General features: G+C 30.6%; 18 protein-coding genes and 1 pseudogene. 8 read left to right on the forward strand and 11 right to left on the reverse strand.

Translation table 11 applies throughout. The features are described from left to right. Positions 1-32 precede the first annotated feature (32 nt). Complete coding sequence (locus Q4512_RS08265; protein WP_303423809.1) at positions 33-824, forward strand: SDR family oxidoreductase; 792 nt, start codon at positions 33-35, stop codon at positions 822-824. On the opposite strand, the gene Q4512_RS08270 is transcribed toward Q4512_RS08265, so the two are convergent. The 3 genes from Q4512_RS08270 to holA all read right to left on the reverse strand — a co-directional run bounded on the left by Q4512_RS08270 (position 825) and on the right by holA (position 3,107). Next, positions 825-1,589, reverse strand: coding sequence for a GIN domain-containing protein (locus Q4512_RS08270; RefSeq protein WP_303423810.1), 765 nt, complete (start codon positions 1,587-1,589; stop codon positions 825-827). 71 nt (positions 1,590-1,660) lie between these two features. After that, positions 1,661-2,026 carry a cupin domain-containing protein gene (locus Q4512_RS08275; RefSeq protein ID WP_303423811.1) on the reverse strand — a complete coding sequence of 122 codons (366 nt, stop codon included), beginning with the start codon at positions 2,024-2,026 and terminating at the stop codon, positions 1,661-1,663. Positions 2,027-2,102: 76 nt separating this feature from the next. Next, positions 2,103-3,107 (reverse strand): DNA polymerase III subunit delta, encoded by a 1,005-nt coding sequence (holA, locus tag Q4512_RS08280; RefSeq protein WP_303423812.1) that lies wholly within the window; start codon positions 3,105-3,107, stop codon positions 2,103-2,105. 123 nt (positions 3,108-3,230) lie between these two features. Here holA and Q4512_RS08285 point away from each other — a divergent pair, with 123 nt between their 5' ends. From Q4512_RS08285 to Q4512_RS08300, 4 genes are all read left to right on the forward strand, one after another. Further along, positions 3,231-3,680 carry a type I restriction enzyme HsdR N-terminal domain-containing protein gene (locus Q4512_RS08285; RefSeq protein WP_303423813.1) on the forward strand — a complete coding sequence of 150 codons (450 nt, stop codon included), beginning with the start codon at positions 3,231-3,233 and terminating at the stop codon, positions 3,678-3,680. Between the two features lie 51 nt (positions 3,681-3,731). Beyond that, positions 3,732-4,052, forward strand: a complete 321-nt coding sequence (locus tag Q4512_RS08290; protein ID WP_303423814.1) for a hypothetical protein — start codon at positions 3,732-3,734, stop codon at positions 4,050-4,052. 49 nt (positions 4,053-4,101) lie between these two features. Continuing rightward, positions 4,102-5,079, forward strand: coding sequence for a glycosyltransferase family 2 protein (locus Q4512_RS08295; RefSeq protein ID WP_303423815.1), 978 nt, complete (start codon positions 4,102-4,104; stop codon positions 5,077-5,079). 105 nt (positions 5,080-5,184) lie between these two features. Next, positions 5,185-6,045, forward strand: a complete 861-nt coding sequence (locus tag Q4512_RS08300; RefSeq protein ID WP_303423816.1) for an OmpA family protein — start codon at positions 5,185-5,187, stop codon at positions 6,043-6,045. A gap of 152 nt (positions 6,046-6,197) precedes the next feature. Here Q4512_RS08300 and Q4512_RS08305 read toward each other — a convergent pair whose 3' ends face one another. Together Q4512_RS08305 and Q4512_RS08310 are read right to left on the reverse strand one after the other, a co-directional pair. Beyond that, the gene (locus Q4512_RS08305) at positions 6,198-6,548 is read right to left on the reverse strand and encodes a VOC family protein (RefSeq protein WP_303423817.1); all 351 of its coding nucleotides are present in this window, start codon (positions 6,546-6,548) and stop codon (positions 6,198-6,200) included. 98 nt (positions 6,549-6,646) lie between these two features. Continuing rightward, entirely contained in the window at positions 6,647-7,267 is a 621-nt protein-coding gene (locus tag Q4512_RS08310; protein ID WP_303423818.1) for an L-threonylcarbamoyladenylate synthase, read from the reverse strand. A gap of 29 nt (positions 7,268-7,296) precedes the next feature. On the opposite strand from Q4512_RS08310, the pseudogene Q4512_RS08315 reads away from it, so the two are divergent. Then, positions 7,297-8,181, forward strand: a pseudogene (locus Q4512_RS08315) (alpha/beta hydrolase fold domain-containing protein); the annotation flags it as partial. Positions 8,182-8,219: 38 nt separating this feature from the next. On the opposite strand, the gene Q4512_RS08320 reads toward Q4512_RS08315, so the two are convergent. Beyond that, the gene (locus tag Q4512_RS08320) at positions 8,220-10,562 is read right to left on the reverse strand and encodes an ATP-dependent helicase (RefSeq protein WP_303423819.1); all 2,343 of its coding nucleotides are present in this window, start codon (positions 10,560-10,562) and stop codon (positions 8,220-8,222) included. A 151-nt stretch (positions 10,563-10,713) separates the two neighbouring features. Between Q4512_RS08320 and Q4512_RS08325 the strand changes: the two genes are divergently transcribed. Further along, complete coding sequence (locus tag Q4512_RS08325; protein WP_303423820.1) at positions 10,714-12,261, forward strand: FMN-binding glutamate synthase family protein; 1,548 nt, start codon at positions 10,714-10,716, stop codon at positions 12,259-12,261. A 180-nt stretch (positions 12,262-12,441) separates the two neighbouring features. Continuing rightward, positions 12,442-13,470 carry a T9SS type A sorting domain-containing protein gene (locus Q4512_RS08330; protein WP_303423821.1) on the forward strand — a complete coding sequence of 343 codons (1,029 nt, stop codon included), beginning with the start codon at positions 12,442-12,444 and terminating at the stop codon, positions 13,468-13,470. Between the two features lie 77 nt (positions 13,471-13,547). Here Q4512_RS08330 and Q4512_RS08335 read toward each other — a convergent pair whose 3' ends face one another. The 5 genes from Q4512_RS08335 to Q4512_RS08355 all read right to left on the reverse strand — a co-directional run bounded on the left by Q4512_RS08335 (position 13,548) and on the right by Q4512_RS08355 (position 18,929). Continuing rightward, positions 13,548-14,288 carry a LytTR family DNA-binding domain-containing protein gene (locus tag Q4512_RS08335; RefSeq protein WP_303423822.1) on the reverse strand — a complete coding sequence of 247 codons (741 nt, stop codon included), beginning with the start codon at positions 14,286-14,288 and terminating at the stop codon, positions 13,548-13,550. A 2-nt stretch (positions 14,289-14,290) separates the two neighbouring features. Beyond that, entirely contained in the window at positions 14,291-17,236 is a 2,946-nt protein-coding gene (locus Q4512_RS08340) for a sensor histidine kinase (RefSeq protein ID WP_303423823.1), read from the reverse strand. A gap of 97 nt (positions 17,237-17,333) precedes the next feature. After that, the gene (locus tag Q4512_RS08345; RefSeq protein WP_303423824.1) at positions 17,334-17,660 is read right to left on the reverse strand and encodes a hypothetical protein; all 327 of its coding nucleotides are present in this window, start codon (positions 17,658-17,660) and stop codon (positions 17,334-17,336) included. 1 nt (position 17,661) lies between these two features. Then, complete coding sequence (locus Q4512_RS08350; protein ID WP_303423825.1) at positions 17,662-18,345, reverse strand: hypothetical protein; 684 nt, start codon at positions 18,343-18,345, stop codon at positions 17,662-17,664. A gap of 155 nt (positions 18,346-18,500) precedes the next feature. Then, on the reverse strand, positions 18,501-18,929 hold the full coding sequence (locus Q4512_RS08355) for a hypothetical protein (RefSeq protein WP_303423826.1): 429 nt from the start codon (positions 18,927-18,929) through the stop codon (positions 18,501-18,503). Between the last annotated feature and the right edge of the window lie 40 nt (positions 18,930-18,969).

The raw sequence follows: 18,969 nt of genomic DNA on the forward strand, positions 1-18,969 counted from the left end.
AGACTAAAAATACTTATATTCACAAGTACAAGATGACATTTAATAATAAAGTAGTATGGATTACTGGCGCTTCCAGCGGAATTGGTAAAAGCTTAGCAATTACACTTTCGCAAGAAAATTGCAAATTGATTCTTTCTTCTAGAAGAAAAGAAGCACTTGAAAAGGTGAAAGCGCTATGTAATAATCCTAAAAACATTACTGTTTTACCTTTAGATTTAGCGGAAACAAATTCTCTTAAAAAAATAACTGAAATGGCTATTTCCAGCTTCGGAAAGATTGATATTCTTATTAATAATGGAGGCATTAGTCAGCGTTCTCCAATAATTGAAACTACTATAGAAGTAGACCGAAAATTAATGGAAGTAGATTATTTAGGCACTGTTGCTTTAAGCAAAGCACTTTTACCACATTTTGTTGCTAATAATTATGGCCATTACGTGGTTGTTTCTAGTTTAATGGGAAAGTTTAGTTCTCCTTTTCGATCTGCTTACTGTGGTGCAAAACATGCTTTACATGGTTTTTTTGATGCTTTACGTTTAGAACATGAAGCAGACAATGTAAAAGTCACTATGATTTGCCCTGGATTTGTTAATACTAATGTCGCTAGAAATGCTTTAACAGCAGATGGAAGCAAACAAGGAGATCAAGATGAAATGACCGAAAAAGGGCTTCCTGTAGCTGTATTTACAAAAAAAATGCTTCAAGCAATCCGTAAAGAAAAGTTTGAAGCATATATTGGTAAAAAGGAAAGATTTGGTATTTATTTAAAACGAATTTCCCCTAAATTATTACATAAACTAGTTTTAAGAAGTAAAGTACGATAGTTAGTTTATTTTAACAATTTCCACTTCCCCTATAGAAAGCCCTTTTTCTAAAGTTGCACCTCCTTTATAGGTAATCGTTGGTTCTCCATAAGAAACTATTTTTAGTTTATCGGAAACATTACATTGGTAACTACCATCGCCATACGCAGTAATTTTAGCAAGTTTACTATTCACTTGTAAAAGATCTACAACAGATTCTCCGTAACCAATAACTTTCTGATTTTCAATGCTTCCGTTTTCTATTTTTAAATGACTTTCACCATAAATGGATACTTTCATTTCTTTTAAAGTAACATCTTTCATAATCACTTGCGATTCACCATAAATATTAAAAGTTATTTTATCTGAAATAATAGCATCCTCAAAATTAAAACGTTCTTCTCCTCTTAAAGAAAATGTTTTTACTTTTTTATAATATACAATCGCTTTTGCAACGGTTCCTTTATAAGCAGCAACGGTTCTATTTTTTGTACTTGTTTCTTTATCTTTTTCGGTTACTGTTTTTGCATCATCAAGATATAACTGAAGTGTTTTCCCTTTAACTTCTACATTTATTTCGTCTAAAGGTTCGGTTAACATTTCTATAACCACTTTTTCAACATCTGCGGTTTTAAAGACTACTTCAATATGTGGACTAACAATAACTTTATCGAAAGTCTTTACTGTAAAAGTTTTAGATTGTGCTTGTATTACAGAAGTTTGAAAGAAAAAAATTGCTGTAAAAACAAGAAATAAATTCGATTTGTAATTTAAAAAAGTATGCATTGGTTTTGTTTTAAAGGTTAAACACAAACTAAAGACCAGTTTTTTTTTAAACTGTTACAGTTTTAAATAAATTACTTGTATTCTATAATTAAATAAACCGAAGTACTATCTCCAACATTTAAAACTTCATGCTGTGTCACTTTATCTTTACTCCAACTAGTTCCTGTTTTTACATGCACCGTTTTAGTACCACTTGTGTCTTTAATTTTAAAAGTCCCTCCTTTTAAAGTATAACCAAAATGTGGTTGGTGTTCGTGTTTTTCATGGCCAACACCTGGAGCAAATGTGCATTTTAAAACACGTACATGTTTGTCTTCATGTATCATTTCACAAACACTTTCTCCTTGCCAACCTGCTTGCAAAGGATCTGGGAGTGTGGTTTTTTGTTTGCAGGAGAATATTAAGAAAATGATTATAAAATAAAAAAAGTGTCTCATATTGTATTGTTTATATTTTAGAAAACACTTCGACAGGCTAATTGTGACATCAAAGTATAAATTATCTTCTTTTAAATTAATTCATAATTCTAACCAATAACTCTTTTAGTAAATCACCTTGAGACACCGAGTTACTGCCAACACCTTTACTTTTTACATCAAACTCACGTAGAGTAGCAATTACCACACTAACTTGTCGCATTGGGTAATTTCTAGCTGCTGTTATATATTCGTTTACAAAATAAGGGTTTACTTTTAATGCAGATGCAACATTTCTTGGGTTTTTATCTGTTAAACCATGTAAATGCAATAGTTGGGAGAAGAAATTAAAAAGCAGTGAAACCGTTACAACCATTGGGTTATCCTTTGGGTTATCGGCAAAATAGTGTGCAATTTTATGTGCTTTTAAAACATTACGTTCCCCAACAGCTTTTCGTAATTCGAAGTTATTATAGTCTTTACTAATACCTATATTTTCTTCAATATGCTCTGGAGAAATTTGTGTGCCTTCTGGTAATACAATCTTAAGTTTATCTAACTCATTACTAATTTTACTCAAATCGGTTCCTAGAAATTCTACTAACATTTGTGATGCCTTTGGAGAAATAGTATAATTTTTTCCAGAAAGTACTCTTCGGATCCAATCTGCTACTTGATTTTCGTATAGTTTTTTACTTTCAAAAACAACTCCTACTTTTTTAATTGCCTTGTACAGTGCCTTACGCTTATCAATTTTTTTATACTTATAATTAAGTACCAAAACGGTTGTAGGTTGCGGATTTGCTGCATAAGCAGCAAGTTGTTCTATAGTTCTAGATAAATCTTGTGCTTCTTTAACAATTACCACTTGACGTTCTGCCATCATTGGGTAACGTTTTGCATTACTTACAATATCATCAATCGTTACATCACGACCATAAAGAACCATTTGGTTAAAACCCTTCTCTTCTTCGGCTAAAACATTCGCTTCAATATAATCGGAAACACTATCTATATAATAGGCTTCTTCTCCCATTAAAAAATAAATAGGTTTTAGATTTCCTTTCTTTATGTCTATTATTAGTTGTTTAACTTCGTCCAAAATATTTGTTCTTAACAATCGATGTATACGCTATTTTCTACTTTTATCGAAGTATCTATAAATCTGCGATAATATTTTCTAAGAAAACCACTCGATGTGACATTATAATTATAAATTTGTGTAGTGCAAAAACTAAATTTCCCTACATATTCGTTTCGTTTCAAAAATAGCGAAAATAAAACGCTAATATATGATGAAATACGCAAAAAATTTGTGGTATTACAACCCGAAGAATGGGTTAGGCAACATTGTGTTCGATATTTAATAGAAGAAAAAGGGTTTCCAAAATCTTTAATCAACGTAGAGAAAGAATTAAAAGTAAACAACTTACGCAAGCGTTATGATATTGTTATTTTTAATCCCGATGGAAGTATACATCTAATTGTAGAATGTAAATCGGCAAAAATAAAAATAGATCAAACTACTTTCGATCAAATTGCGCGTTATAATTTAGCTTTAAATGCTACTTATTTAATGGTTACTAACGGAATTAATCATTATTATTGCGAAATGGATTTTGATGCAGAACGATATCAGTTTTTAAAAGAAATTCCAGATTACTGCTTACAATAAACAGTCGCTCTTAGAACATTAACTCAGATAAATAAAAAACAAGAATTAAAGATGTTAGGATTAGTATTATTATATTGGATTGGAAAATATTTCTACAAATTAGCAGAAGAGTTTAATAAAAACAAATGGGGTTTTGCAATTTTAGGTATTGTTGTTTATTATGCAGGAATAATAATATTTAGCCTTATAATTGGTGTTTCTGTCGAGCTTATTTCTCCTGGATTTCTCGATACTTTTAATGAAACCCTTCTTAGCTTCTTAATGTTACCTTTCGGGATATTAAGTTGTTATTTACTCTATAAGTATTTAGAAAAAATCTGGAAAAAGAATATCCCAAACACAAATCATTTAATAGATCAAATAGGGGAATAGAAGCATTTTAAGATCTTTCTATAAATAGATAAATTAAAAATATTTTTATTTGAAAATCGCAGTAGTTATATTAAACTGGAATGGTAAAGCGCTTTTAGAAAAGTTCTTACCTTCTGTTGTTGCACATTCTAAAGAAGCAACAATTTATGTTGCAGATAATGCATCTACAGACGATTCTGTGCATTTTATAAAGACTACTTATCCAGAAATTAAAATCATACAAAACACTCAAAATGGCGGCTATGCAAAAGGCTACAACCAAGCTTTACAACATGTTGAAGAAGACATATATTGCCTATTAAATAGTGATATTGAGGTTACAAAAAACTGGCTACCTCCTATTCTTGAAGAATTAAAAACCAACCAAGAAACCTCCATCATACAACCCAAGATTTTAGATTATAAAAACAAAACGCATTTCGAATATGCTGGAGCTGCAGGAGGTTTTATTGATAAATATGGCTATCCGTATTGTAGAGGAAGAATTTTTAATACTATTGAAAAAGACACAAACCAATACCCAAATGCATCTATTTTCTGGGCTTCTGGTGCATGTTTTTTTATTAAAAAAGACGTTTTTAGAACCTTAAAAGGTTTTGATGAAAGTTTTTTTGCTCACATGGAAGAAATAGACTTATGCTGGCGAGCATTTAATTTAAATTACAAAACGAAATATATTACAACAACCACTGTGTATCATGTTGGAGGTGCTACTTTACAAAGTGGTAATCCTAAAAAAACCTACTTAAATTTTAGAAATAGTCTATTCACTATCACTAAAAATGCTTCTGGCTCTTTGTTTACCTTAATCTTTACAAGGTTAGTATTAGATGGTTTAGCAGGAATACTATTTTTATTACAATTTAAATTTTCACATATCCTTGCAATATTCAAAGCACATTTTAGTTTTTATATATCTTTACCAAGGTTATTAAAACAACGAAAAACACTCCCGAAAAAAAAAGGGTATTACACTAAAAAATCTATTGTTTTTTCCTATTTCTTAAAAGGTTACAAGACGTTTTAATTGTTTATAAAAATGTTAAAGTTTTTGTTAATGATTGAATTTTGTATCAATCTTTTGTATAATTTTGGTGCGTTAAATTAACATTATTTAATCCATTCATTTATTATGAAAAAAATTGTATTACTAAGTGCAACAGCACTTTTGCTTTTAAGTTCATGCGTATCTAAAAAAGAATTCGCAGCTATGGAAGCCAAACAAAAAACAACACAAGATTTACTAAATACAGCAACCGTTAAATTAAATAGTTGCTTAGAAGACAAATCTGCAGTAAGTGCACGAGTAGCAGCGCTACAAGAGCAACTTGCAAACTTAAAAGACACCAATAAAGATTTAATACAAACGACACAAGGTATGACTGTATTAACTACAAAAGGTGCCGAGAATCTTGAAAAATCTTTAGAAAGCTTAAAAGAAAAGGACCTTAAAATTTCTAGATTACAAGATGCTTTAACTAAAAAAGATAGTGTAACACTAGCTTTAGTTACGAGTTTAAAGAAAGAAGTAGGTTTAAATGACGAAGACATTGAAATTAACGTAGAAAAAAGCGTTGTATTTATCTCTTTATCAGATAAGTTATTATTTAAAACTGGTAGCTACGATATTTCGGATAGAGCAAATGAAATCTTAGGAAAAGTTGCTACAGTAATTAACAGCAAACCAAACTTTGAAGCAATGGTAGAAGGTCACACAGACAATGTACCATATAACAGAGGTGGTGTTTTAGTAGACAACTGGGATTTAAGTGTAAAACGTAGTACTGCTATTGTTAGAGCTTTACAAAGTTTAGGTGTAAATCCAGCACAATTAATTGCGGCAGGACGTGGAGATCACTTACCTTTAGTTCCTAATGATACTGCAGAAAATAAAGCAATAAACCGTAGAACAAAAATTTATATTCTTCCAAAAATCGATCAATTCTATGAAATGATTGAAACAGAAATGAAATCGCTTTCTGAAGAAAATTAAATTTTATAAAAGAATATTTTAAAAGCGCAACTATAACGGTTGTGCTTTTTTTATGGCGTTACCTAAAGGTCAGGCTTTTCGTTATATCTTTTTTATCGTACCTCAAAAAAAGGATGCCACTGCAATCCTTAACGCAAATTAAACAAGCATCATTATTCATAACACCAAACAGCAAGCTCGTTACCAGAAGGATCAAAAAACTGAAATCGTTTTCCGCCAGGAAAAGAAAAAGTATCTACACTAATTTTTCCGTTAGCTGCAATTACATGTTGCTTTATAGCATCTAAATCGTCATGATATAAAACCACTAGAACTCCATTTATAATTTCTGCATCTATTTTTTCAAAACCACCAGCTACTCCACTATTTTCAAAAGCAATATATGTTGGTCCATAATCCGTAAATTCCCAACCAAATACTTTATTGTAAAACACTTTCGTTTTTTCTAAATCTATGGCTTTAAACTCAATATAGTTTATGTGTTTGTTGGTTGGTTTCATCATTTGTTCTTATTGTATTAAAATCACTGCGCTTCTCGATACTATTTGCTCCTCCGTCTCCAATCACCAGAAGTGACATCTTTAAGTTAATAAATTTTGGTTTAAAAAATATCTAAACTTCCTTTTCCTTCTCTTATAATTATAGGGTCACCTTCCGAGAAATCGATAACTGTAGAAGCCTCATTATCCCCATAACCACCATCTATTACTAAATCGACTAAATTCCCCCATTTTTCTAAAATTAATTCTGGATCTGTAGTATACTCTATAATAGTATCTTCATCTCGAATAGAAGTAGAAATTATTGGATTGCCTAGTTCTTTAACAATCTCTAAGGCAATATTATTATTTGGCACACGAATACCAACTGTTTTCTTCTTTTTAAAAGCAACAGGCAAACTTTTAGCTCCTGGAAGAATAAAGGTATAAGGTCCTGGAAGTGCTCGTTTTAAAATTTTAAAGGTAGAAGTGTCAATCTGCTTTACATAATCGCTTAAATTACTTAAATCGTGACATATAAAAGAGAAATTCGCCTTTTCTAGCTTCACTCCTTTTATTCTTGCAATACGTTCTAAAGCCTTTGTATTCGTAATGTCGCAACCTAAACCATATACCGTATCTGTAGGGTAAATGATTAATCCTCCTTTTTTTAAAACACTAACCACTTTCCTAATCATCTTATTATTAGGGTTCTCCTCGTATATTTTTATAAATTCTGCCATAATAACTATCTTTAAAAAACGTTTACAAAGTAATTAAATATTTTATCATGAAAACCATCTCTAAAACTTTATTAGTTATTTCTCTATTGTTTTTTACTGTTTCATGTATAGATACAGACGAAACGCTAGATGCTAACAACGAATCATTAGACTATTATGAAGAATTAAATATTTCTTATGGTACAGATAGTGAGCAAGTTTTTGATTTATATCTTCCTGCAAACCGAACCGAATACACTAAGGTTATGCTATTAATTCATGGTGGTGGTTGGATTGCTGGAGACAAAGCTGATATGAATAATTTTAAAGATTATATGTTGCAAAACTTACCTGAGGTTGCTATTGTAAACATGAATTATAGATTGGCAAACAACTCATTAGAGGCATACCCAATGCAAATAAACGATATAACTACAGTTGTAAATTATTTAAAAAATAAACAAAACGAGTATGTTATTTCTAACGATTTAGGTTTTATTGGTGTAAGTGCAGGAGCTCATTTAGCAATGCTTTGGAGTTATGCTTTTGATGCAGATAACCAAACCAAAATGGTTTGTAGCGTTGTAGGCCCTACTAATTTTACGGATCCAGCGTATTTAAACAATACTGATCCTGATTTACAAGTATTATTAGATGTGTTTGACGAAGGAGATAATATTGAGTTTTTAGAAGAAGTAAGTCCGTATCACCAATTAACTGCTACATCACCTCCTACTATTTTATTCTATGGTGGAGAAGACCCTTTAATACCAACAACACAAGGCACTGCTATGCGAGATATACTGGAAGATTTAGGCGTTATTCATGATTTTACACTCTATGAAAATGAAGGACATGGTTGGACAGGTTTAAACCTATTAGACACTACCTTGAAACTACATACATTTATAGAAACACATCTATTAGAGGAATAGCACCGGCAATCCACAAACATCTAATGTTAATATAAAAACTACCCTATAATTTGAAGCTTAGCAAAACGAAGCAATAATTTTTTAACACCACCGGTTTCAAATTTAATTTCGGCTTTCACATCACCACCAACACCTTCTATTTTCACGACTTCACCTTTTCCAAAACGCGTGTGTTTTACTATATTTCCAACAACCAAATCGCCATTAAACAAATTGGTATTTGCTGAAGGTTCTGTGTTACTTTTAGCAACAGGTTTCAGATTTTTAGGTGTAGATATTTTAAAATTCTCTGGTGCTGCTTTCTTTGCACCTTTTTTCTTAAAAGTAAGTTCTTTCGGTTTTTTAAATCTAATTTTATTAGGTTCTACATCTCCAAAAATATCTGCCGAAAGCATTGGGTTTATTCTACGTTCTTCAATTGGAGTTGTGTTTTCAACAAATTCGTCTTCTATTTCTTCAATAAATCTGCTAGGTTCGGAATCTACTAATTTCCCCCAGCGATAACGCGATAACGCGTAGGTTAAATACGCTTGTTTTTCTGCTCTAGTAAGTGCTACGTAAAAAAGACGTCTCTCTTCCTCTAATTCACTACGTGTATTCATACTCATAGCGCTTGGAAATAAATCTTCTTCTAAACCAACAATAAATACATTATTAAACTCTAATCCTTTTGCTAAGTGAATAGTCATTAATGCCACGTGATCCGCATCCCCTTTATCAGCATCTAAATCTGTAGCAAGAGCTACATCTTCAAGAAATTCTGCTAAAGAATCTCCAGCATCTGCAAGTTCTATTTGTCCTTCTACAAAATCTTTAATACCATTTAAAAGTTCTTGTACGTTATCTAATCGCACAATTCCTTCTGGTGTTCCGTCTTTATTAAATTCTCTAATTAAACCACTAGATTTGGTAACGTGTTCGGCTAAATCAAATGCATTTGCAGTTTGATTCATTACTTGGTAACTTTCAATTAAAGTTACAAAATCGCGCAATTTATTTTTGGTTCCGTTATTTATATTTACATCTACCTTATCTAGGTTTTGCAAAACTTCAAAAATTGTTTTCCCATATCCATTTGCTGCTACTACAAGCCTATCGATAGTGGTTTGCCCAATTCCTCTTGCTGGGTAATTAATTACACGTTTTAAAGCTTCTTCGTCTGCTGGGTTAAGAATTAAACGTAAATATGCGGTTACATCTTTAATTTCTTTACGTTGGTAAAAAGATAAACCACCATAAATTCTATACGGAATATCTCTTTTACGTAAAGCATCTTCAATAGAACGCGATTGCGCGTTGGTACGATATAAAACTGCAAAATCACTATTATACAGTTGCTTATTCATTTTTTCATCCCAAATGGTTCCTGCTACATAGCGTCCTTCGTCTCCATCGGTTAAAGAACGATGTATTTTTACTTTTTCACCTTCGTCATTTGCTGTCCAAACAACTTTATCTAGTTTTGTTTTATTATGTTCGATAACCGAATTTGCAGCACCTACAATATTTTTCGTAGATCGATAATTTTGTTCTAATCGGTACATTTGCACATCTTCATAATCTTTCTGGAAATTCAAGATATTATTAATGTTTGCGCCACGAAAAGCATAAATACTTTGCGCATCATCACCAACCACACATATGTTTTGAAAACGATCTGCAAGTGCTCGAACGATTAAATATTGTGAATGGTTTGTATCCTGATACTCATCTACTAGAATATAACGAAATTTATCTTGATATTGGGCTAAAACATTAGGGAAACGGGTTAGTAATTCGTTGGTTCTTAATAGCAAATCATCAAAATCCATACAACCTGCTTTAAAGCAACGATCTACATATTCTTTATAAATCTCCCCCATTCTTGGTCGCCTTGCCATGGCGTCTGCTTCCATTAATTCTGGATTTTTAAAATATGCTTTTACTGTAATTAAATTGTTTTTATAGGAAGAAATTCTACTATATACTTGTTTGGTTTTATAGATGTCTTTTTCTAAGCCCATTTCTTTAATAATAGAACCTAAAAGACGTTGCGAATCTTGGGTGTCATAAATGGTGAAATTACTTGGAAAGCCTAAATGATGTCCTTCAAAACGGAGAATTTTAGCAAATACGGAGTGAAAGGTTCCCATCCATAAATTTTTAGCCTCAGGACCAACAATGGAAGAAATACGTTCTTTCATTTCTTTAGCGGCCTTATTGGTAAAGGTTAATGCTAATATATTAAACGAGTCTACACCTTGACTCATTAGATATGCAATTCTATAGGTAAGCACTCTAGTTTTACCAGAACCTGCTCCAGCAATTACTATCATTGGACCATCTTTTTGAATGGTTGGTGCTAATTGTGCTTCGTTTAACTGACTTAAATACTTCTCCAAATCTCTTTCATTTAATAAAACGTGAAAATAACCAATCCTTGTGTTTTAACGCCTCCTAATTATTAATAATTATAAACAATTTCAGGATGTTCTCTATATTTTATTTTTTGAATATCTTTACGGCTCTAATAAATAATAAATTTTTAGAAATATGTTAGAATTCTTAGGTCAAATATCTTGGTGGATGTGGGTTTTATTCGTTTTAATAATTATTGCTATTCGTGATGTTTTTCAAACAAAACATACCATTAGCCACAATTTCCCAATAGTAGGACATTTAAGGTATTGGCTAGAAAGCATTGGACCCGAAATGCGACAATACTTTGTAGCAAACAACAGAGAAGAGCTACCTTTTAATAGAATTGAACGTGGTTGGATATATGCTTCGGCAAAAAAAGAAAATAACTACGAAGGATTTGGAACCGATAGAGATATTTATGCGCACCAGCATCTTTTTATAAATAATGCGATGATGCCCTATCAAATAAAAAAGGACCATCCAAATAGTATAGATAAGTCGTTTCTTCCTTGCGCAAAAGTAATGGGGGAATTTAATAAACGTAAACGGCCATATAGACCAGCCTCGGTAATAAATGTTTCAGCTATGAGTTTTGGTTCGCTTTCTGCAAAAGCTATAGAATCATTAAATAAAGGCGTTAAAATTGCTGGTGCTTATCATAATACTGGAGAAGGTGGATTATCTCCATACCACAGTCATGGTGGAGATGTTGTTTTTCATTTTGGAACTGGATATTTTGGAGTACGTGCAGCAGATGGCGGTTTTTCTATGGAAAAAATGATAAAACTTGTAGAAGACAACCCTTTCATTCGTGCCATTGAGGTAAAATTATCACAAGGAGCTAAACCTGGAAAAGGTGGTGTTTTACCAGGAGCAAAAATCACTCCGCAAATAGCAGAAATTCGAGGTGTTGAAGTTGGTAAAGATGTACTTTCTCCTCCAAATCATAAAGCATTTAGTAACGTTCCAGAAATGGTGGATTTCATTGAATTAATTGCTGAAAAAACAGGTTTACCAGTTGGCATAAAAGCAGCTATTGGAAAACTAGAACAATGGGAAGAACTTGCAGATATAATGAAAGCGACAGGAAAAGGTCCAGATTTTATTACTGTTGATGGTGGTGAAGGTGGTACTGGAGCTGCTCCTCCAAGTTTTGCGGATCATGTTTCCTTACCTTGGGTTTATGGTTTTGGCGATTTATATAAATTATTTAAAAATAAAGGTTTAAGTGAACGTATTGTTTTTATAGGAAGTGGCAAATTAGGTTTTCCTGCTAAAGCTGCCATGGCTTTTGCTATGGGAGCAGATTGTATAAATGTTGCTCGTGAAGCCATGATGAGCATTGGTTGCATACAAGCGCAAATTTGCCATACCAATAGATGTCCTGCTGGAATTGCTACTCAAAAAAAATGGACACAAAACGGAATAGATGTTCCTTTAAAATCAGAACGTTTAGCACAATATTTTAAAACCTTTAGAAAAGAATTTATAGAAATAACGCATGCTGCTGGTTACGAACATCCTTGCGAGTTTAAAATGAATGATATTGAAGTAAATGTGGATGACCACAATTTATCTAAAGAATTAAGTGGAACCTATGGCTACGAAAAAACGGTCGTGCCTTTTCATGGTATGCAAAGTTTAAAAGATTGTTTGCATTTAGGAGGAAACAAGGAATAGCGAAACACTTAAAATCTTTAATTAACAAAAGATAAATTAACCGTCGTTTTTTTAATGAATTCGCAATTTAATCCCTAATTAAACAAATAGAAGAAAAACATTAAAACTCTTTCTTATAAAAAGTTTACAACTAATTCTTTTTTATTAATTTTGATTTTAATTCACTAAAAATCAACAAATATGAAGAGAAAAATACTTTTAATTTTATCCTTATCCTTTACAATACTATCCTTTTCACAAAATGATATTTTATTAGTAACGGATAATGATTTTAGCATTAATGATAATTCTACCTTTTACAATTCTATATTAACCACATCTTACACAAGTGTAACTTTACATGATTCTAATACCAATGGAATACCTACTAGTGCAGTAATTGACACTTATGATTTGGTCATTTGGTATACTGGTGATGATAGCTCAAACCTAAATTTTTGGTCTAATGGTAATACAGGAAATACAGTGCTTAGAAGCTATTTAAATAATGGTGGGAAATTATGGATTGTTGGTAGTGACTTATTATTCGGAACGTATCTTGGTGCTCCTGCTACTTTTACTCCTGGTGAGTTTATGTATGATTATGCTTGGTTAGCTTCTTATGACACACAAACTTATGTAGATGATGGCGGTTTAGGAGTTCCTCAAATCGAAAGAAACACTAATGTAAGTACAGATTACCCTAGTCCACTTACTTGGATTTATACCACCTTATATTATATCGATGGAGTAACACCAAGACCAGAAGGCATTAGCGTTTACGAATTTGGTCCAGCCTCTTATCCTAATGCAGGAGAAACAACTATGACGTTTTATGAAGGCAATACTTTTAGTGTTATGTCTACCCTGTTTAACCCTACAAATATTGATGCATCTGTAACAAATGGGATAACACCAAATAATGATTTAGACTTTTTTATTCAGGCAACTCTAGACCATATATTTACTAGTTCTTTATCTGTTAATGAAGAAGACAATAAGCATATTGCATTTAATACGTATCCCAACCCAAGTACAGACTATTTCCATATTACTTTTAACACAGACTCATTATTAAATAAAGAATTTAAAATATATTCTATTTTAGGAAAGCTTGTTTTAAAAGGGAAACTTTCAGATTTCAACACAAAGGTTTCTACTAAAAACTTACCTAGCGGAACTTACTTTTTAAAAGTAGAAGACTTAAGCAAGAAAATTATTAAGTACTAATTTAGTATAACACAAAAAAAAAGCGCTTTAAGATTTTTAAAGCGCTTTTTTTTTGTCATATTATAGATACAAAATGCTTAACTAAACAAACTTAAAAAAGCTTTTTTATTGGTTTTAGATATTGGTACACGGTAGTTATTATCTAATACTATATAGCCTTCATTTTCAAAGTGACGCACTTTCTCAAGGTTTATAATATGGGATTTATGGCATTTAAAAAAATTGGTGTTCAGTAATTTTTCAAACTTACCTAAATTATAGGAACTTATTATTGTAGTGTTATGTATTAAGTGGATTTTAGTATACCCTTCATAGCCTTCTAGATGCAAAACCTCATCTTGTGGTATAAAAGAAATTCCTTTTTGTGTAGGTACAATAATCTTGTTGTTTTTAGAAATACTTTCTTCTAATAAGCTTACAATTTTTAAATTACTTTCACTTTCGTTTTTTAATTTAATAATCTCAAATGCTTTATTTACAGCTGTTACTAAATCCTCATTATCTATCGGTTTTAAAACATAATCTACTGCATTTTTTTTAAAAGCTTTAAGAGCATATGCGTTATAAGCAGTTACAAAAATTACTTGAAAATTAATTTCATTTAGTTTAGAAAGTAATTCAAAGCCATTCATTCTAGGCATTTCAATATCTAAAAATAGAATATTAGGTTCTTGTTGCTGAATTGCTTGTATAGCATCTTCTGGCTTTTGAAATGCACCAGAAATTTGAATTTTAGGAAACAAATTTTCAAGCTTTCGTTGCAATCCTTTTAGGTTTGAAATTTCATCATCTACCAAAATGGCGGTAATACTATTCATTCTTATTTTTTCTTAATTAAAAATACAGATTTATTTCCTTTATCTTTTTTGTGTGGATATACTTCTTCTTCTGTATGACTTATTTCCCACTTTCCTGAATGGTTTAAAAAATGTAATCTATCTTTTAAAACAATAGAAGATTTAACACTTTTATTTTTTCGCTTTTTTGTATTTATAAAACCTACTCCATCATCTATAATTTCTACTTTAAATGATTGTGCGTCGATATAAATAAAATTTAATATTACTATTCCATTTTCCATTTTATTAAAAACACCATGATTTACAGCATTTTCTACTATTGGTTGCAATAGCATGGTTGGTATTTTTGTAGTTTCGGTAACTAAATTAACATCTACATGAATAGTAAAGTTCAGCTTATCTTTAAAACGAAGTTTTTCAATTTCTAAATAGTTATTAAGCAAAGTGATTTCTGTTTCTAATGAGATTTCATTTTCTTTTGATAGTTCAAAAAATTGACGAATAAGCTTTGAGAATTTCACCAAATACGTTTCTGAAGACTCAAAATCATTTTCCCCAATATAATACTGTATTGCAGAAAGAGAATTGAATACAAAATGCGGATTCATTTGAGATCGTAATGCTTTAAGTTGTAATTCGGACAAGCGTTTATCTTCAAATATTTTTTGATTTTTTTTAAATTGAGAACGTCTCACAAAAAACCTAGATATAAAAGCGACTAAAAAAATGCCTAATAACCCTATTAAAATTTTAAACCAAAATGTTTGCCACCATAATGGTTTTATAGTAAAGCTTAGTTGTTTTTTTATGGTCTTTGCAGTAATATATAATGTGTATTCTCCTGGTTGTATGTTATTAAAACTAAAATTATTAGTTGTTGTTGTTACCCAATCTTTATTAATAGGTTCTAATTTGTAATTATAAGTGAAGTCGGCTTCTTTATCTGAAAAATCAATATTAGATATTTTAACATTTAGACTATTATTGCTTTTGTATTTAAATACTGAATTGCTTGCGGAAATATCTTGATTGTTATAACTCGCTTTATCAATATACACATCTACTACTTGCGAAATATTTTCTTGGTGTTTTGGTACAATTGCAATACCATTATTAGTACCTACTATTAGGCTTTCATTATTTACATAAATGGTGTTAATATGGTTTGTTGGTAAACCATCACTAGTGGTATATGTTTTACTTAAATTATAGCTACCATTATCTGCTTCAAATTTTAACACACCAGAGTTCGTTGCTAACCATAATGCATTATCTTCAATAAAAGCTTCTTCAACAATTAAAAATGCTGTTTGTTGCAAAGGTTTTATAGATTGCATATCTGTTATATATGAACCAAAACCGTCTGTATTAATTAATAAATGCGTATCATCAATTACATTTAAGCTTAATATTGATTTTTTTAAGGCTTTGTTTTTAAAAGTAACGGGCACTAACGTGTCCTTTTTTATTTCTTTTAAACCATTGGTAGTAGCAACTAAAAGTTGGTTGTTAAAACGAATAATATCATTACATCCTTTTTGGGTATACTTGTTTTCAATTTTTAAAGGATCAGGATTTAGCCTATGTATTCCAAACGAAAAATTCCCATATAACTTCCCTTTAAAATAGACTAATTTACGTGCAACCTCATTTGAAGCAACCTTTTCATTTAATACCCCTGAAAGATTTATTGTTTCTATTTTTTTATTTACCTCTTTTTGTAAAGCGTGCTTGAATGCATAAAAACTGGTATTTAAAGGCTTAACTTCGCTAGCTCCAAAAATATAATCGTTACTTTCAATAATCTGTTGAAATGATTTTTCTTTTGCATTGTAAGTATAGAACCCTTTTTTATATACACCAACAATCAAATTATTATCTATAATATTAAAGCTTTGTACTTTTTCGTTTAGCAATCTATATTTAACTTCTCTTTTTACATAAGGTAATTTATAAACCCCATTATTAAAAGTAGCTAACCAAACCGTATTTGATTTATCGACAAACCCAAAGTGAGACTGTAAATTTTGAGGAAAATATAACGGATTAGATATTTTAAAATCTTTATCTAGTTTAGCCACATAACCATCTACTGAAATTTGAAACGAATTATTAATACTATTGATTTTTGAATATGTAGTTATGCTATTACCATTACTTTCTTTTATATTATATTGTTTAAACTCTAGTGTATTTAAATTAAGTATGGAATACGAAGCATTACTAGACCAATAAAATAAACTATCATTAATCTGACCTCTTATTCCTATTTTTCCATAAATATTATCCGCTAGAATACTATCTGATTTTACGAAGTCTTCTTTATAAATATTTAGTATTTCTCGATTTCGATTAAAAGACATAAACCGAAAGTCTTTATGCCTAATTTTAACCCAATCTGTTGTACCTTCTATATACTCATTTGACTCTCCATACCATGTACCATCTTTTAAAGTAAATGTTTTTCTAGGTCCAGTAGGATATATGGAATCTCCAACTCGAGAGGTGTATAAAGGATTGATAATCTCATCTTTATTGTTATTAGGAAAAGAGATAACCGTATCATTTTCTATATAACCCAATTTAGTAGATTTAGACATGTACCAAATTTTTCCATCTGGTGTTGGGTAAGCTTCCCAAACATCATTATTAGGCAAACCATTTTTAGTTGTAAAGGTTTTAAAGGTTTCCCCATTATACTTTACCATGCCCTTATCTGTTAAAAACCATATAAACCCTTTAGCATCTTGCGTAATGGTATACACATGATTACTAGGTAAACCATCTTTTGTAGAATAGTTGGTGTATTGTTGCGAAAATGAAATAGTAAATGAGAAAAATAGAAATATTAAGAAAAATTTCTGTTTTGCTATTCTTTCTGACTTAATAAATAAAATAGAAAACTCTGAAAAAAAACGCCATATCAAAAGAGATAAAATTGTGATATGGCTTTTTTTAAGTTTCAATAATCTATTTTTTGATGTATTACAAAAGTAATGGATTTAAATTCTAAATAAGTTATGTTATAAAACAATTACATTTCTATATTTAAAAGTATCGTTATTACTTCTTGTTTGCATTATAAAATCGAAATGCATCCGAAAACTTGAACGTTTGTGTAGCTTTAAATTTTTTATTTAAAATAACTTTCACTTGGCTTAAGGAGTCGTTTAAAAAAACTATTTCCTTAAACGCTACAGGATTATTACTGTAGTTTTTTAAATAGTATTCTACTATTTCCATTCTCTCTTCTTCACTTAACAGTTTAACTACTTCTTTTTTAGTTTCAATTTCTGTTTCGTTTACCAATGCTTCTGTTTTGTTTTCATCTTTACAATTAAAAACAAGTAAGCCAATACAAAGGACTAGATACATAAGTTGTTTTTTCATATTAATCAAATATTACACCTAATGTACCTTCGTAATGCCCTGTAAATGTTTCACCTACAGCATTCACATAAAAATAATCAACATCAATAGTACTTAAAGATGGGTTTGATGAATCTATATTAATTGCATTAATGGTTAATGTAGGAGTAGAACTAAGTGATCCTTGCATATTTGTTGAATCGTCTATTGTAGGATTTCCATACTCCAATCCATTAATAAAATAAGGCGTAGATAAAGATTGAACAGATCCAATATAATCTTCTACGATTACAGTATCTGGTGTGGGATTTAATGTTGTATGGAAAGTATCTCCATTATACGTATTTCCTGCTGTTGGAGCAGAATTTCCTAGACTTGAATTATTATCAGGCCTTAAGCTAAAAAAAACAAAATTACTAAGACTAAATGAAAACACATACTCATTTGCGTCTACTGGTGCGCCTGCACTAACATCTCCATCTGCCATACGTGCATCGAGGAAGAAAAAATTATAATGATCGGGTATTCCATCACCATTATCATCATCTTCATCTATTTCAAAATAAGCATTTGGTGTTTCGTAAAATGTTCCGTTATGTGTAAACCCATCTGTAGGATTAGCTGGATCTGTTTGCGCATCGTCATTATTATCGCAACTAAAAATTGAAATTGCAAGTAGTAGTAATAGTGTTTTTATTGTTTTCATAGTAAATATTTATTTGGTGCTTTAAAAAATAATTTCTAGACCTGATACTAAAATAGATATTTCATAAATAGTTAAGTCTGTTCAGGTATTTAAGATTAATCATTATTATCAAAGTTTTATACACCTTGATATTCTCAATAATTAATTTAGTTTTATTAATGGTATAAATCAATCAATACACAATACTCTGCTTCTAAACCAGACGCAGTAATATCATATCTAAACTCTTCATTTACTGCATTTCCAGCTCTTTGACAAGTAACATTTACATTATAAATAGTACCATTAACACTTAATTGACCACCTCCTGTTCCAGGTGTTACAACTTGTGTTACAAACCAAAAATTTGCAGGATCAATAGTTTTAAATATTTCTACTTCTGGTCCATTAGAAGATGTGTAATAGAAATCTGTGGTTAAATCAGATTCAGGAATTAATGTTTGTGTACTATCTGAGATGTCTAAAAAAGTAAATCCTGCAAAATTACAATCATCTTGATTATCAGCGTCTCCATCATCATTATCGCAGTTAAACAATACTAATGTTAAAAATAGCAGGCAAAGTGTTTTGATCGTTGTTTTCATAATTTTTAATTTGTTTTAAATTTGTTATTCATTTCCCTTA

It is taken from the genome of Oceanihabitans sp. 2_MG-2023, assembly GCF_030547245.1.
Lineage (GTDB): Bacteria > Bacteroidota > Bacteroidia > Flavobacteriales > Flavobacteriaceae > Oceanihabitans.